Here is a 16,277-nt window from a genome sequence, read left to right as displayed (position 1 = left end):
TCTTGGCTTTTGCTTCATCTGTGTGTTTCCAGTAAACGCCTATTTAATTCAACTCCCATACACTAAATATTAAAAGCCGAGGTACTTAATAAATGAATTGTTTTATTTGCATGACTATACCATCTTAAGGCATCTTCATAGTTCGCCAAGGAGATCCTGAGTTATACTCTGTAATAAACCAATTTGATCCTTTCCTTTTGATGATAATTTCATCATATAAAGTTTGTTCATCTCCGTTTACATCTAAAGTCGTTATAGCAACTGTAGCACTTCGTTTGTTTATCCCTCGCCAACTTATACTATCTATTGAATAGCTTTGAATATTGCCATACCAATGTCTGTCGTTATTTAATAATCCTTCTGCCAAACTTGCTTTTCCTTCATTCGTTAAATTGGGATCTTTAGTATGTGCACTAAAATCAGTATATTTGTACATATTTATATAGTCTTTTTCAACAAAATCTTTATAGAAGCTATTTAGAGTTGGAGCGATTAATTTACTATCACTACTTTTTGACCAGAAAGCCGTTATTATAATTACCGCAATAAGTAGAATCAATAATGTGTAGATCAGTTTTCTCATTTAAGTTAAACCTCATCGCAAGTTTTCTAAAATTCAAGTACAATGAAAGTATTATTTTATTGAGATATATTTATTAATAATCAATCCATTTCCCTGAAAAAACTGAAAAATGATCTGCTACTAAATCTTCTTTATCAAAGAAATCTAATTCAGTCATGTTCCTAATTTCTTTCATTGTTTCACTGTGTTCTATTTTATTTTTCAGGAATCCCTTCTCAAACTGTAACTCAATAACATATTGGAAATGATGTGTGCGGTCATATCCACCAAAAAGGTATCCTTGACCTACTAACTCATCACATAGAATGATTCCTCCCGAATAAGTTATATGTAAATTCACTTCTTTATACTCCCAGAAACACCCATATCTAATTTGTCCGGAAACACCATTCAAGTCAGGAGGTTTAACAACTGAACGTTCCAAATTTACATAGAAAGACTTGAGGACGAGTTGTTCGTCAACAATATCATATAAGCAATAGAACCCTCTGCGACTAGCTGTATAACTATCAATTGGATCATACCCAAATCTTTTTGGTATGAAAGGCCATTCGTTCTCAATTGCCGCTAGTTCATAATTCTGTTTCTTGATATATTTATTATTGTTATTTTCGAAATGATATTTAAAAGTATCGGGTATCTGATTAGTCATATATTACCTCATGAAATATTTGTTTTACTGTATTCATAAATGTTGATATTCAGTTTATTTATTCTCAAATTTATGTGGCTCTTTAACAAAGCTTTTTAAAATAAATCCACACTTTATACAAATTACATGAGTAACATCTGATCCTAATGTTAGAATTTTTTTCATAGGATATACCCTGGCTTCGCCGTGCGACTTGCCTTCCCCAAAGTTAGTTCCTCCACATTCAGGACAATATTCTTCGTTTTTCATCTTGAACCTCCTTCAATGAAATTATCTTTTCACACCATTCTGATATTACTTACCTCAAAAATTCCCCAACACTCTTTTCAATTGGGACTGTTATCTCTTCTTCCGGCGAGTTCAATGCGATAAGACTCTTCGTCAGAATCAAGGTTTTATTATCCTTCCAAGATTTGATATAGTAATCATATTTATCTTCAGGTTTTTGCTCGATTACTATCGTTTTCTGGCCCGTAAGCAAGTCAAGGACAACGACATCGGTACAGTTGTCGCTTTCTACCGTAAGGTCATACTTGGCTTTGTTGTGTTTGTCAGTTATTTCTCCCCCTACTATCTTGGTACCGTCAGGTGAGAACTTTAACCGTGCATAATTGTGCATATCGTACTTCTTCATGCCAACTTTACCCCAAACAAGGATGGCACTAGTACGAGAAGGTGACGTTCCTGTGTCGATGTAGAGTTTCTGGTCGTCCGATGACCAAGCGAATTGACCTACCATGTCGTACTCCTTGAAAGATTCTTCTTTAGAAGTTACCCCATTTAGGATCGTCACGCCTTGGTTGTTCTTATAGTAAGCTAATTTTAGACCGTTGTTTGAGATGGCGTATACGTCACTCTGAGTATTGATAATCCTCATGCGGTCATCTATGGTTTCCTGTGCAATTTCTTTTATGTTTAGGATGTAATCCTTAGTTACTTGCTTTCCAAGGGTTACATTCTCCCCACCTTTATAATTAGGTTGGTAGAGTTCTAACGAATCTTCTTCAACGAGAATATCGTACTCTAAGGATGCTACTTCTCCAGTGTCCGAAGTGATTGAAAGAGGGATGCTGTATGAGTAGTAAGGCTTTCCACCTATGATCGGGTGTGGAACATCAACGGCTAGTTTTGGGGTGCCCATCTTAAAGTGAGCATCTTTGAGCTTTGCTTGAGCTAACTTAGTAAACTGATCGAGCAAAGACCTCCTGACTTCTAATTCGGGCTTGGACATTTTAATGCCAGTAGGCTTATTGCCGGGAGTTACAGAAGTTGCAGGAGTCGCAGACGGATCAGGATTTGGAGAAGGAGTACCATCAAGCTTAGGGCTTGATTGGGACTGGGTGGCTATCGGAGTCAGCTGAACCGTTGGAACAGCAGGTTTCGACTCACAAGCCGCTAAAGCAAATAAGGACATACATACTAGAAGCTTTTTCAAAAGTGAACTCTCCCCACCAGTTTTCAATAACTATCCTCCTATGTGGTACTTCAATGACTGAATTGTTCCACTCTTGGTTTTTTAATTATGATACAGGGTTTACCTCTAGTGAATTATCTCACACCCTAAAATATCCAGCACCGAAACAACATCAATCAACAAAAGCTTAATCTCATCAAACTTCTTGCTCTTTTTTACAGTTTCAAACCTTACTTTTATAGAATTGTCCTTCATTTCAACTTCGATTAGTTTAAAATGGGTTTGTTCACAACCAATTTTATCTCGAATATGCTTCCTTTTTTGTGTTCAAACGAAAGTAAATGCTAACTATGTAAGCACTTTAGATTTCATTCCGATGTTTATTACGTATCGTTTTAATCCGCTTTTTTTCTTTACTTACTAATTCGTTTAGTTTTTGAACATGTTCTGAATTTGAAAGGTCGAAACGATATTTATTTAATAATTGTTGGATTATCTCGGAAGTTTCATCCTTTTCCTGTCGTTCCCTTAGGAGTAATTCATCGCTTTGGACTTCAAAAAAGTCTGCAATTGCGTTTATTTCATCGTAATTCGGAATTTTTTTCCCTCTTTCAAACAAGGAAAGCAAAGATCTGTCAATATTAACTACGTTCGATAATTCTTGGATAGATAATTTTTTCTGATTCCTTAGCTTTTTTAGCAATTTGTAGTTAAAAATAAACAACACCTTCACCTATAGATAAATTCAATCTTTCAAACCCTTTAATCACACTGCCCTCATCTTAGTATATAATTCAAACCTCGAATTTTCCATTAAATTCCTACAAAAAACATGTAAGTAATACGCCCTACTCCGACTCACATCCACTCTTGATGCCAATCCAATGGCCGCGGATAGAGCTTACTTTGTGCATTACGGAGTTTCCAGACACTAGTAGCATTCCTTCTAAATTAGGCTGGCAGTTCGTCTGCAACGTTTGCCGTCTGAAAAATCTCATACAGGAATAAGTTTGATTAAACCTTGCCGGTAATATCATTCTACATTGGGTAAGACCAAAGAAAGACCTTGAGGATTACCGTCCTCAAAGTCTAACAGATTTCTTCAACACGAAACTCCCCCTCCACCAATCTTACTTTGTACAATTCGTCAAACCCTTCCTCAATTACAGGTTTCTGTAGTTTGCTAATTGTGCTCTTAATTGCAACTTGAGGTACTTTTTCTTTCCCTCCTCGTTCATCGTTCCTAATAATTGATTCTTCGTAACAAGGCTCAAAATAATAACCAGTAACTTTAAAACCTGAATGTTTAGCACTTTCAATATACTTAACTCGTTCTTCACTTGTTGGATTGGTATTATCGACAACGAAAGGTTGTTTTCCTTCAACACAGGCAGTAACAAGAATGTTTTCCCTATATCTTGTTTTAAGCATATCTAAATTAATTCTAATATGTGTGTTAAAAAATCTCTGTTTGTAAAAAGTCGATTTACCTGACGCTTGAATTCCAATAAAAATAACACATTCCACAATTACTCATCCTTATCCCTATATACATATTGGTTTATATAGTTTCTATTCTGTGAGAAAATCGGTGTTTCGTGATCAACATCCCACTTACTTCTTATGGCATTACCTTTATAGTACTGCTGCTTAGTAATACAAACTCCACGTTTTTGCCATGCAGGTAAGTCGTTCCAGTTAATATCTTTTTCTAAGAATAGCTTATCTTGAAGCTGTTTTCCTGTTAGACCTTGTAACTGATTATGTGGAAAGTTAGCTTGCGCCACCATAGAAATACTGTTTTTTGTGGCATCTTGCTGTCTCCAGAGAAAATAGTTTGTAACTTCATCGTGTGGAAGTACCCATGCCCTACTATCAAAAGTTGCTAAGGCTTTGTCTGGATAATCTTTTTTGATAATCTCATTGAATTTAGCTGTTGCCATTGATGCTGAAACTGAGACCATTTTTTGAATATTGTTCTCGAACCAAGATTGGGTTGTTAATTTATCATAATTGGTAAGTAAGATTGATATCTCATCACTCTGATGATAAACAATTTTACATCCCATAATATTCTGAGCGAGATACTTGCATGTTTCCCACAATGCATTTGTTAAAGTTTCATCAAATGGCTTTTTCATTCCTCTTGTATAAGTATGAAAGTGACAACCGTCAATTCTTAGTATCACAGGAAGTCTACGCGGCAAACTATCTCTAAAAGCATTTTCATACTCCTTCATTCTGTTGCCAAAATCATCTTTCTTCATACCTATCCCATTTCTCCTTTCCGAAATAGCATTACACCAAAACCGTGCTCTTCATCCCACAAGCAATCGAATTCAAACCCAAAATAACCAATGCCATTGATTAAATATTTATTAATAATCAATCCATTTCCCTGAAAAAACTATAGTCCCTTATTACTTCTCCTTTCAAATAGTTTAGAAGTGTATTAAATACCTCTTTTTATTCTTTCTTTCCAATCCAACCAACAACGTTCCTCCCAATTCAGCCATACTTTCCTAATCTCTTTTATTAACCAATCTCCACCTATCGTTATTGAATTTTCATGAGATGCGTATACAACCCAATCCATTTCTTTTGAACACCAATAACCCTCACCATTGATGTTGTATGTTGGTCGGAAATTATTTACATCAATTTCATACTCTGGCGATGAACTAAATTCTCTCAATTCAAATACTTTTTCAATATTATGCTTTTTAAGTATCTCTCTGAGCACAGGATAACCCACTTCTGATTCGAAATAATCCTCCATGAAGGCTTCCACATCTGCTGGTTTAGAATCAGATAGGGGATACCAATAATCGTCTATGCCCCAATTATTCTTTAAATCACGCCATACAGCTGATTTTTCTTTTGTAGATAGAGTTCTTCTATAAAATAAAGCTTTTACATGTCTTAAACCACCAAGTACCTCAACACATAAATTATCTACATATGTACTGAATGCCACACGTTCTTCTTTCATAGTTCGTTGACATACAATATCTTCTTCATTTTGAGTTAACAAGCTTTGAGCGTTATGAATTACATATAAAATTGTGTTTTTTGCATCTTCAATAGTTGAGAAATGTTTAGGTTCATAACGTTCAACTTCTGGCAATATTGCATTTAAGACAATATATCTAGGAAATAATTTTTTGGCTTCATGTGAGTAATCTCCATCAGCTAATCTATCCTTACCACCATTAATTAACCTAGAATATTTCCTGCTCCAGAACTTGCTTTTCACCATACAATATTTCCTTGCTATTGTATGGAGAAGTTCAATCGAATCCATCTCCTCATTCACCCCACAAAAATTGCTCTTTCATTCAAAGACAGTGAAACTCAATACATCGTCATTGTCTGTTCCATCAAGATTAAATAAATAATGATACGTTGAAACACATTATGAATATCTATTTATGTGGAAACCTTAGCCAGGTAATTTTGAGCTTGACGGAAAAATTCTAAACTCTCTCCCTCACTACCAAATGATCTCTTGGGTATGATATACGCCATAATCGAATCAACAAAAACAAAAATATACCTCTCGTCTTGTTCTACACTTCTGACTCCGCTCCATTTGTAGCTGCTTTGGCTTACTGAATTTAGTTGATGTATGCCTATTTCGTTTATTTCAACTGTACGCTCTCCCAGTATTCCTTCTTTACTATCTGGATAGCTCATCACTCTTTTTTTCATATTTAAATAGGAGAATACACATGCAAGCCCTCCTCCAAAGATTCCCCAGCATAAAGAGAAAACGAATGGAAGTTTAAATAACAACAAAAGAATAGTTACGACGACTGGTACCGATATATTGCTTAACATAAATCTGTTTCTTAGTTTAGGTATATTGAATAAAGCGTACTTGTTGTAATTCCAGTAATCAGACCTCGTAATGTTTGTTGTAATCTTCATTTGACCTTGTCCCCTTACTATTTTCGTTACTTCAATTAAAAGTCATTCTTTGACTTAACCGCAAATGGATTTATATAATTTGGTATATTATACCATCAAATTCAAATAAAAACTCCACAAAAAAAACCAGAACCCCACAATGGAGTCCCGGTCTTTCCATTATCTACGTTAAAATCAAACAATCATTTCTTCGTATACCACTCGTTCACAGCATCAATCGCGGCCTTACCGCCCTTAGCATCAAACTCCTGTGTAAATTTGTCGAACTCAGACAAATCACGTTTACCCATAATAAATTTCATCGAGTTTTCTTCAACGTAATTACGTAATTCTGCGAATTTGGAATCGTACGCTTCAATGGATGGCGCGAAATTCGTTTCCTCGCGCGATTTTTTGAATGCCAGCTGAGGCTCGTAATAAGGCAACAAACTTTTGGCTTTAAGTCTTGCATTAATGCCAAAATCGGTATCGCCTAAACCGTACATCGAACGCCAGCTAATTTTGTCACTCTGCTCCTTGGTCTGCGTATATGCCCCATTCGCTTCTGTGTAATCTTCGTCTTTGATGCCATAATTGATCAAGATGTCGGTTTCCGGCTTGTACAAAAAGTTCAGATATTGGGCTGCACCCAGCTTGTTTTTAGCTTGCTTGGGAATTATAACGTACTGCGTTGAAATCGAGGCATCCTGAATGCCCGATTGCCCATTTTTCCCAACGGGTGGCGCGATAAACTGCACATTACCGCCATTTTTCTTTTCCTGCAAAGCCTTATCAACGTCAATGCCTGATGAGAAATACAGCGTATTAAACACGGCTGTTCCGTTAATCAGCTTATCTTTGCTATCTTTATTAACAGCAAATTCCGGATCCAACAGCCCTTCATCATACCATTTTTTGAGGGTTGTTATGAATTCCTTGTATTCGGGCTGCACCCAGGAAAATTTCAATTTCCCGTCCTTGACGACTGTGGGTGTGGATACGCCATAGGCGGCGGAGAAAGGAAAGAATCCATCAAAGAAAGATCCTGCACTTGAAGTCGCCATGGTCAGTGGCGCAATATTTTTCTTCTCTTTAATCGTCTTCATTGTCGAATAAAACTCATCGATCGTTGTTGGCGCATTCAAGTTTAGTTCCTTCAATATATCTGCGCGCTCAACAAGGCCATTGCCTACCTTTAACGCATTCCGATAAGGGATCGCATAAATTTTCCCGTCATACCTCAGAGCATCCAGTGTTTCTTTGCTGGCCATCGTGGATAAATTAGGAATTTGCTTCGCAATTAAATCATCGAGAGGCTCAAGTGCGCCTTGTTTAGCCAGCTTAAAATAATCGGATTTGCCAGCAACCATCATGAGATCAGGCACATCGCCGGAAGCGAAAATAATCGATATCTTTTGCGCTGGATTCTCATTGGGAAGTGAATCATATTGAATATTAAAGCCTGAATTCTCTCTTAGCTTGTTAATAATTTTGTTGCTATTCATCGTGTCCGAACCTTTGAATTGCTCCATAACGCCGTGATAGAGTCGCGTAATCTTCAAATCCTTAAGCGCTTTAGCCCCTCCCCCATTCTCGCTAGTTGCCGCTGTCTTCTCTGTTCCGCTTGGGCTTGCGTCTTTGCCTGTGCTGCACCCCGACATGAATAGGATACACATAACAACACTCATACTGATTACCGCTGTTTTTCTAAACATCATGATTGCGCCTCCCTGTCTAATTATACATATGAAAGTTCGATAAGAGGAGGATTACCCCTTGACCGCACCTAACATAACACCTTTAACAAAATATTTCTGAATGAAGGGATACACACATAGAATCGGAAATACTACACAGATAATAGCCGCTGCTGTGGCGGATTCAGGTGTGATTTCACTTAAACCTCCGCTAATCGCCATATCGCCTGGCTTAGAGTTCGTCACTAATTGCATGAGGAATACTTGCAGTGGCATCAGACCTCTATCGGTGATATACATCATCGCTTGAAAAAAACTATTCCAGTAACCAACAGCATAAAACATGGCAATCGTTGCGATGGTCGGAAGAGACAATGGCAGATAGATCCAAGCAAGTATCCGTATATTAGAAGCCCCATCCATAATCGCTGACTCTTCCAAAGCCTCTGGCAGGCTCATGAAAAAGTTGCGTACCAGGATTAAATTAAACGGCGCCAAGGCCATTGGCAGCATAATCGACCAGAGGGTGTTCAGTAAGCCTAATTGTTTTACGACCAGATAGGTCGGGATTAGTCCGCCACTGAAAAACATCGTAATGACAAAGAACAGCATAAACGCTCTTTTAAGAGGAAAGCTTCTTCTAGATAGCGGAAACGCAGCGAGCATAGTGACTGCCATACTGATTGCGGTTCCCACAATGGTAATTAGCAAGGAATTAGAAAACGAAATGTAAAACTGTTTAAAAGAGAGCACGTATTCATAAGAAGCGAAGTTGAATCCCTTGGGCCACAGCCAAATTTCTTTGGCCAAAATATACGTTTCTCCGCTCAAGGACTTCGCTATAATATGGATAAAGGGTACGACGGTTGATAATGAGAGCAACGACAATACGATGACGTTGACATAACTGAATATGGATTCTCCCCGAATGCTTTTCATCCCAACTCCTACTTTCTCTACTTTAGAAAATTCCTTCTTCACCCATTCTCCTGGCCAAAACATTCGCTAAAATCAAGAGTACGCAGCCAATGACTGACTTGAATAACCCTGCCGCCGTAGTGAGACCAAATTGCATAGAGCCTAAACCCACCCGAAACACATACGTATCAATGATATCTGCCACATCATAGACAGTCGGGTTATACATAACCAGTACTTGTTCGAAACCTGCATCCAAGATATATCCGATTCGCAGCAAGAGAATGATAATAATGGTTGACTTCAAACCTGGCAGTGAAATATGCCAAATTTGCCGAAACCGATTCGCTCCATCCACGGTAGCCGCTTGATAGAGCTCATCATTAATCCCCAGCAAGGCAGCAAGATAAATGATCGCTCCCCAACCCGCTTCCTTCCAAACATCCGAACCAACGAGAATCCAACGGAATATGCTTTCATCCGACATGAAAAAGATGGGTTGAAAGCCTATCATCTCGATGATTCTATTGATGATCCCGCTGCTTGGAGACAGCATATCAATGGCGAGTCCCCCGATAATTACCCATGAAATAAAGTGAGGCAGATAAGTAATTGTCTGAACCATTCGTTTAAACTTAACGAATTTGAGCTCGTTCAGCAGCAAGGCCAGGATAATTGGAATTGGAAAGCCTATGAGCAGCTTCATCATGCTAATCATCAAGGTGTTTCTAACTACTCTGGGAAATTCATCAAAAGCAAATAACTCATGAAAATATTGAAGTCCCACCCAATCGCTCTGCCACACGCCTTTCATCAGATTGTAATCTTTGAAGGCAATGATGACGCCATACATCGGCAAATATTTGAAGAGGATGGTGAGGATAACAGCCGGTAAAATCATAAGAAACAAATCCCAATACTTCAGGAGTTTCACGGACCTCCCTTTTGTTACTTCCTTTTGTCTGCTTAATGCCCAAGAATTTGTCTTCATGATTTGTGTGCTCCTTAGCTATCGTGCTCTTCTCTTGTATTAACTATATCCTTGCAGGGAGTGAAAATGTAGACTAATACTTCGACTTTAGTAGCAACAAATTTTACGTTTTTCACAATAAAAAAAGACACCCGCAACGTGTGCTGAGTGCCTTGGTTTCATTAACAAGCCGATCATTTGTTCATTTCACTCGGTTTGATTCCCCAATATTTCTGAAAACTCCTTGAGAAATAATTAACATGCTTATAGCCAACCTGTTCGGCGACTTCATACACTTTGATCCCTGTTGCCAGCAGTTCCTTGGCCTTTTCCATCCGTAATTTCAGCACATTATCCGAAAAAGAGCTGCCGGTCACCTCCTTGAATATCCGGCTTGCATAGGAATAATTCATATACATCTTCTCCGCGACAAAATATAAACTTAACTCTTCCTCATACAAATGGCGATCAATGAAAGCCATAATTTCACTGACCGTAATATGGGTACCCGATCTTCTGCGCTCACTAATGGAGCGACTGATTCGCGCCATCATGCGATGCAGCCACTCCACGAGCTGCTCCTTCGCCAGCAATTGATTGAAGTTCATGAAATCCGTATAATCCTCGGCCAGCGTTTCCCGCAAGCTCCACCCGTGAGAATTGACAATTCGGGTCAGTAAGGCGGTTATTCGAAGCAGCATCTCTTTGGCATCGGCAATTTGGTGGCTAGGTGAAAAGCCCATGTCCATTAAAATGCGAATGAGTTCGGACCTCTTGCTCTCGTTTCCCGTTTCCACGGCCATCTCAATTTCTTTCTCCAGATCATTCATATTTAACCATGGCGACTTCGCAGGCGCATCGTTCCGATAAGGAATGACGGTATCATTGCCCAGCACGATGCGTTCCTGCAGAGCCATTCTACTCTGTTTATAGGCAATGGGCAGCAAGGCGTGGTCCTCCACACAAGTGCCAATTCCGGCACTAGCTGTCAGCTTCAAACAGGATCTAACCGTGCTCAGCAGTCTGCTGAGCTGTTGATTGACTTTGAGTTGGAATCCTGACTCCTCTTCACTAGCAGGAGCAAAGAAAATAATCGCGGTCAAACCGTCATCATCCTGTAAAACGATACTATCTGTCCCCTCCATCACATCTTGGGTAATGTTAAAGAGCGAGTACTGGATTAACGGACGCTCATCCGCTAGAAAGCGATCGTTCGTTTCCGCCAGCGGGTCCATATCGAGCGTGACCGGCACAAACTTTTTTCCTGCCAAAGAGAAGCTGATCTCCTGACTGCGTTTATCTAACTCCCAAGAAGAGTAGCGCCCGTTTAACCAGTTTTTATAAAATAATTGTTTAAGATGCGGTAAATGTTCTTTCCATCTCATCTTTAGAAACGCTATGTTATGAATGTCGTTCAATTCCTGTTCACGAAGCTGCTTGGCTCTTACGACGGTTTCCCGTACAAGCTCATTCTCCGCCGGCTTGACGAGATATTTAAACACCCCATAATCGATGCTGTCACGCGCATATTCGAAATGGTCATAGCCTGTTAGGATAATAACCTTCACATGCGGATATTCGTTCTGAAGCATTTTGGCCAGCTCGAGACCACTCATATCCGGCATATGAATATCGGTGATGACGATATCAATACAATCCTTCTCTACAGCGATGATAGCTTCCTTGCCATTTCCCACGGCGCCGGCGACTTCAATCTCATAATTTTCCCAATCGATGCCATAGGCAATCCGTTCTCTAACATGTAATTCATCTTCAACGACGAGCAGCTTCATGACCTTTGCCCTCCTGCAGTCGTACCGGAATCAGTAAGGTGACCTTGGTCCCAGCCCCCTCTTCGCTTTCAATCCAGACGTCTGCTTCTTCCCCGTAATATAATTTCATGCGTGATTTCACATTTTTCAATCCAAAAAACTGACTCGAAGGACTCTCCTGTGGAATTCGGTAAAGCTGACTCGTTAACGTGCTTAACTCCCTTTTGATTTGCGCTAACAGCGCCTCTGGCATACCCATACCTGTATCCTCGACCTCTATAAACAGAAAATCAGCATGAATTCTTGAGCGAATCCGCAGTTCTCCATCAAACGGGCACTTTTCTATGCCGTGAATAATGGCATTTTCCACAATAGGCTGCAAAAGCAACTTAAGCACAGGCAGGGTCTCCGAACCTTTGTCCAATGCAATTTCCACCGTAAAGTGTTCCGTTCTCATTTGTTGAATGCGAATGTAATACAACAGATGCTGTATCGTTTCCTCTAATGTAAAAGTTGGATGTCCTCCCTTTCCCAAACTGACCCTGAAAAATTTGGCCAAATTCATGACCATTTCACTGATTTCTTTCATTTTGTATTTGACGGCGACCGAATAGATAGAATCAAGCGTATTATAGAGAAAATGCGGATTAATCTGCGATTGCAGCAAGCTAAACTCCGACTTGGCTAAGCGCAGCTCCTTCTCATAATCTTCCTCGATCATAATTCGTTGAGACTCCGCCATCTGATTAAATCCGTTCATGACAAATCCAAACTCATCTTTTCGGCCATGTACAATTTGATAGTTTAGATCTCCATGACTGACTACTTTGAAAGCACTTGATAATTGACGTAAAGGTTTAAGAATTTGAATATAAATCAGCCAGGCCGTCCACACCGCAAGCAGAATGCTGATTAGGATAATGAGGTAGGTAAACAGTTGTAAGCGATGGGATTGCTTGAAAATCTCTTCCTTTGGCTGCTCTAATTGGATAGACCAAGCCCCGCTTGTTTCTTTCATAGTGAACATTTCAGAAGCATACGTGATCTTCGCAGCCGGATTTGTCTCCACAATAAGCCTGTTGTTGTAGTACATAGAGATATTCATACGTTCTGTGGTTTGGAGATGTTGAATGATACTTTGAAGGGACGATTTATTAACAGAGAAAATCAATACGTTCGGTTCTGGCGTGCCTCTTAGAACGTCAAGCAGTCGGATGTAGTACATATTGGAGTCCTTCAAATATAAGCTCTGGTCTTCGCTCGAATCTACAGTAGGGATATAAATAACCAAAGAACCAATTCCTTGAACGACTTGTTGGAACCAGCCTTCTTCTTTGATCTTAGGCCATCTGACCGCTCCAAGCGCTGTCGAAACGCCATTGCCGCTAGCCCCGTGAACAATGTAAGCTTCTTGAATGGCACCATTGATATTCGTAAGCGAGCTCAATTGCTGTTGTACCGTATGGATATCGTATAGAAGTTTAGGATTAAGAGGATCTTCGATATCTCTCCAGATGTTTACTATGCTGGGATTAGAGCTGATCAGCAGTGTTTGCTGGTCCATGTTACTAGCAATTTGCTCCATATAGGCAAGTGACGTAAGGAGTGCGCCTTTCGTCCGGTCACTAATTTGCACATTCATAATGCCTTGCGAGTAATTATTCGCAAACATACTGACACTGACCAAAGGAATGAGAATCAGCATAAAAGTTAACGTAAGCTTAAGTTGCAAGGAGATCGAACCCAGTGTGCTTCTCACGGTTGTTGCGTCCTCTCTATGCCTGAACCCCGCTTTGTAGCTCTCCAACTACCCGGTGGGCTGCCGTAATATTTGCTGAATGCATGGGTGAAAGCATAGGAATCGGAATAACCAAGCATTAAGGAAACTTCACTGATCATAAAATGCGAGGAAAGCAGCTCGGCTGCTTTCTCCATTCGCAATCGTTGCAAATAGTGGACGGGCGATATCCCCATTTCCTCCGAAAACATTTTCGAGAAATAGGTACGATGAAGAGCTACGTAATCTGCAACATCACTTACTGTGATTTTTTCCATATAGTATGTGTCCATAAAAGCAACGCTTTTGGGAATCCAATTTTCTTTGCCGGTCTGACTCGTTTCGGACGGGTCCGATGCAATCATGAGACCGAATATGCGGTATAGGATGGAACATAACTCATTATGCCTTTTCATGTCGTAGTTGAGGGGAAGGAACAGCTGGCGAAGCGTAGATTCAAGCTCTTTGGACATGACCCCGAGCAGGTAAGGGGCCTGCTTGCTAAAGCCGGCAGCAGCAAAAAGTTCAGGCGCTTGCGAGCCATCCATGGAGATCCAAATCATCTGCAGCGTTGTATCACTCGGCGCCAGCCGATAACGGAACGTACTCCCCGGTGCCATCGCAAAGACATCGCCTTTGGACAAAATAATTTGCTCTTTGTCAAAGGTGAACTCTACTTTGCCCTCCATAACAAAATGCATATTGTAGTACTCGAGAATCATTAGCCCTGAATGATAGCTGGGTTTAGCTATATTCCGACCCAGACGGAGCGGCCAAATGCCGCCTTTTTTGGCGAATTCGTCAGGGACGAATAGCTTCGATTCAAAAAATTCCTTAGCTGTTTCCTGCATGCCTATCACCATCCTATCCGTTATCCCTTCCATTGTAGCAAATGGTGAAGATAATTGAACATAGCGTAGAAGCGAAATAAAAACCTCATCTTATGGCAGTTGGATTCAGCCCATTAGAGAGAGGTTTTTACTTTATTACATATGAACTAAAATAAGATCGTTTTCAATCGAAACACCGAATTTCTCCACCGTGACATCATACGTTTTGGTGCGCATGGCGGCATCCACGATCATACAGCCTGTAGAGATATCGAATTCCCACTGATGCCAGGGGCAACGCACAATTTCACCCTCTCGATCGAAATGAAAGTCACCTGGGCCTCCGGAAGAAACATAAGCTGTCACCAGTCCTTTGCACAGCTCCGCTCCTTGATGAGGGCATATATTGCGCAGGGAATGAAAACCGCCGTTAATATTATAAATACCTATGCTGCGTCCTTCTACTTCCACAATCTTATGGGTACCAGGTGGAATCTCCCCTACCGTCCCTACGATGTGCTGCGAGCTTCGCTTCATTTGATCCCCTCCGTTTGACGTGGAGGCAAACCATATAGCTTGGCTGCATTCTGATAGTAGATGCTGTCCCATAGTTCAGTATCCAGCTTCGGCAGCGCTTGACTCGGTGAATCATAATCCCAGTGCGGATAATCACTGCAAAACATCAACGTTTCTTTGGCATAGATGCTCTCTAGCAAATGATCGAAGATCTCCCGATTCGGTGTCTCCTCAAACGGCTGTGTAGTCACACGGACATGCTCTCGGAAATATTCGCTCGGCTTCTTGCGAACCCAAGGCGTTTGCACACGCAGCCCTTTCCATTCTTGGTCGAGCTTCCACAGGAACGGGGCAAGCCACAGGACGCCAGCTTCCTGCAAGACAACCTTCAACGTCGGGAAGCGCTCGAACACCCCATCGAAGATGAAGCTGGCCAAATGTGCGGCCATTACCGCAGGACGCGCACACCGCTGCTCAATGTAGTGAGTCACATACCCTGCTCCTGTATGCGGGCTATTAATGCCTTCACCTTCTAATCCAACGTGGATGGTGAAGGGTAAGTTATGGCGAACACAGGCCTCATAAATCGGGTCATAATGCTTGTTTCCATAAGGCTTGGTGGCCCCGCTTGAAACAACCACCTGCACCATATCGGATCTTCCACCAACGCGGTCAATTTCCTGTGCTGCAAGCGTCGGCTCCTGTTTCGCAATGAAGACCGAGCCCCGCAAGCGGCTGTCCTGGGATAGCCAGTGGTCAATCGTGTACTCATTAATCGCCCGGCAAAACGCTGCGGCATAATCATAGTTCGGCGTTGCGTGAATGGCGTAGCCTTCCCCTGTCAAAATCCCGTATTCGACATGATAGCGGTCGAGATGCTGCCTTTGCATCAAGGCCAGATCACTGCCGGCAGACCCGCCGCCCTCTGGGTAGGCATCCGCCATTCGGCCGCCCACGCCTCCGTTGAAATGCATGCCGCCCGGCAGCGCAGGGCCGTACTGCTCCATAAGTTCGCGGTAAGCCCGCGGCAAATACGGTTTGATGGCCTCTAGGCCCGTCCCTTGATGAATGTCGCAATCAATGATGGATCGCTTGAGCTTCGGACGTTGATCCGCCGGTAACTTTGTGTCGGTATTGGTCGTTGTCTGCATCGTTCGTGCCCCTCCAAAAGTTCACATTAGTGAGTAGGATGACGAGCTTAGAGCGGCCCGTCATCCTGTCTTCTTGACTCTAATGTTA

General features: G+C 41.1%; 18 protein-coding genes. All 18 read right to left on the bottom strand.

What is annotated here, in order from left to right:
- Positions 1 to 124: 124 nt before the first annotated feature.
- Positions 125 to 583, bottom strand: a complete 459-nt coding sequence (locus tag LOZ80_RS05680; protein ID WP_238170515.1) for a hypothetical protein — start codon at positions 581 to 583, stop codon at positions 125 to 127.
- Between the two features lie 73 nt (positions 584 to 656).
- Positions 657 to 1,235, bottom strand: coding sequence for a hypothetical protein (locus LOZ80_RS05675; RefSeq protein WP_238170514.1), 579 nt, complete (start codon positions 1,233 to 1,235; stop codon positions 657 to 659).
- Between the two features lie 54 nt (positions 1,236 to 1,289).
- Positions 1,290 to 1,484: a transcription initiation factor TFIIIB gene (locus LOZ80_RS05670; protein WP_238170513.1), complete on the bottom strand. Its 195-nt coding sequence runs from the start codon at positions 1,482 to 1,484 to the stop codon at positions 1,290 to 1,292.
- Between the two features lie 49 nt (positions 1,485 to 1,533).
- Positions 1,534 to 2,697 (bottom strand): hypothetical protein, encoded by a 1,164-nt coding sequence (locus LOZ80_RS05665; RefSeq protein ID WP_238170512.1) that lies wholly within the window; start codon positions 2,695 to 2,697, stop codon positions 1,534 to 1,536.
- Between the two features lie 313 nt (positions 2,698 to 3,010).
- Positions 3,011 to 3,373, bottom strand: coding sequence for a helix-turn-helix domain-containing protein (locus tag LOZ80_RS05660; protein ID WP_238170511.1), 363 nt, complete (start codon positions 3,371 to 3,373; stop codon positions 3,011 to 3,013).
- 365 nt (positions 3,374 to 3,738) lie between these two features.
- Positions 3,739 to 4,176: an AAA family ATPase gene (locus LOZ80_RS05655; RefSeq protein WP_238170510.1), complete on the bottom strand. Its 438-nt coding sequence runs from the start codon at positions 4,174 to 4,176 to the stop codon at positions 3,739 to 3,741.
- A 2-nt stretch (positions 4,177 to 4,178) separates the two neighbouring features.
- Positions 4,179 to 4,916, bottom strand: a complete 738-nt coding sequence (locus LOZ80_RS05650; RefSeq protein WP_238170509.1) for a tRNA(His) guanylyltransferase Thg1 family protein — start codon at positions 4,914 to 4,916, stop codon at positions 4,179 to 4,181.
- A gap of 2 nt (positions 4,917 to 4,918) precedes the next feature.
- The gene (locus tag LOZ80_RS39410) at positions 4,919 to 5,038 is read right to left on the bottom strand and encodes a DUF6985 domain-containing protein (protein WP_443147011.1); all 120 of its coding nucleotides are present in this window, start codon (positions 5,036 to 5,038) and stop codon (positions 4,919 to 4,921) included.
- A 63-nt stretch (positions 5,039 to 5,101) separates the two neighbouring features.
- The gene (locus LOZ80_RS05645; protein ID WP_238170508.1) at positions 5,102 to 5,953 is read right to left on the bottom strand and encodes a hypothetical protein; all 852 of its coding nucleotides are present in this window, start codon (positions 5,951 to 5,953) and stop codon (positions 5,102 to 5,104) included.
- A gap of 125 nt (positions 5,954 to 6,078) precedes the next feature.
- The gene (locus LOZ80_RS05640) at positions 6,079 to 6,579 is read right to left on the bottom strand and encodes a YcxB family protein (RefSeq protein WP_238170507.1); all 501 of its coding nucleotides are present in this window, start codon (positions 6,577 to 6,579) and stop codon (positions 6,079 to 6,081) included.
- A 182-nt stretch (positions 6,580 to 6,761) separates the two neighbouring features.
- Positions 6,762 to 8,276: an extracellular solute-binding protein gene (locus tag LOZ80_RS05635; RefSeq protein WP_238170506.1), complete on the bottom strand. Its 1,515-nt coding sequence runs from the start codon at positions 8,274 to 8,276 to the stop codon at positions 6,762 to 6,764.
- A 51-nt stretch (positions 8,277 to 8,327) separates the two neighbouring features.
- Entirely contained in the window at positions 8,328 to 9,194 is an 867-nt protein-coding gene (locus tag LOZ80_RS05630; protein ID WP_238170505.1) for a carbohydrate ABC transporter permease, read from the bottom strand.
- A 22-nt stretch (positions 9,195 to 9,216) separates the two neighbouring features.
- Positions 9,217 to 10,164 carry an ABC transporter permease gene (locus LOZ80_RS05625; protein WP_238170504.1) on the bottom strand — a complete coding sequence of 316 codons (948 nt, stop codon included), beginning with the start codon at positions 10,162 to 10,164 and terminating at the stop codon, positions 9,217 to 9,219.
- Positions 10,165 to 10,337: 173 nt separating this feature from the next.
- Positions 10,338 to 11,936 carry a response regulator gene (locus LOZ80_RS05620; protein WP_238170503.1) on the bottom strand — a complete coding sequence of 533 codons (1,599 nt, stop codon included), beginning with the start codon at positions 11,934 to 11,936 and terminating at the stop codon, positions 10,338 to 10,340.
- Positions 11,917 to 13,674 (bottom strand): sensor histidine kinase, encoded by a 1,758-nt coding sequence (locus LOZ80_RS05615; RefSeq protein WP_238170502.1) that lies wholly within the window; start codon positions 13,672 to 13,674, stop codon positions 11,917 to 11,919. Before LOZ80_RS05615 ends, LOZ80_RS05620 begins: the two co-directional genes overlap by 20 nt.
- The gene (locus tag LOZ80_RS05610; protein ID WP_238170501.1) at positions 13,671 to 14,543 is read right to left on the bottom strand and encodes an AraC family transcriptional regulator; all 873 of its coding nucleotides are present in this window, start codon (positions 14,541 to 14,543) and stop codon (positions 13,671 to 13,673) included. Before LOZ80_RS05610 ends, LOZ80_RS05615 begins: the two co-directional genes overlap by 4 nt.
- 135 nt (positions 14,544 to 14,678) lie before the next feature.
- Positions 14,679 to 15,059, bottom strand: a complete 381-nt coding sequence (locus LOZ80_RS05605; protein WP_238170500.1) for a Rieske (2Fe-2S) protein — start codon at positions 15,057 to 15,059, stop codon at positions 14,679 to 14,681.
- A complete protein-coding gene (locus tag LOZ80_RS05600; RefSeq protein WP_238170499.1) occupies positions 15,056 to 16,189 on the bottom strand; it encodes an amidohydrolase family protein in 1,134 nt (377 codons plus the stop codon). Before LOZ80_RS05600 ends, LOZ80_RS05605 begins: the two co-directional genes overlap by 4 nt.
- Positions 16,190 to 16,277 lie beyond the last annotated feature (88 nt).

This window comes from Paenibacillus sp. HWE-109, assembly GCF_022163125.1.
In the GTDB taxonomy this organism is placed as follows: domain Bacteria; phylum Bacillota; class Bacilli; order Paenibacillales; family NBRC-103111; genus Paenibacillus_E.
This window is presented reverse-complemented; position numbering and strand designations above follow the sequence as displayed.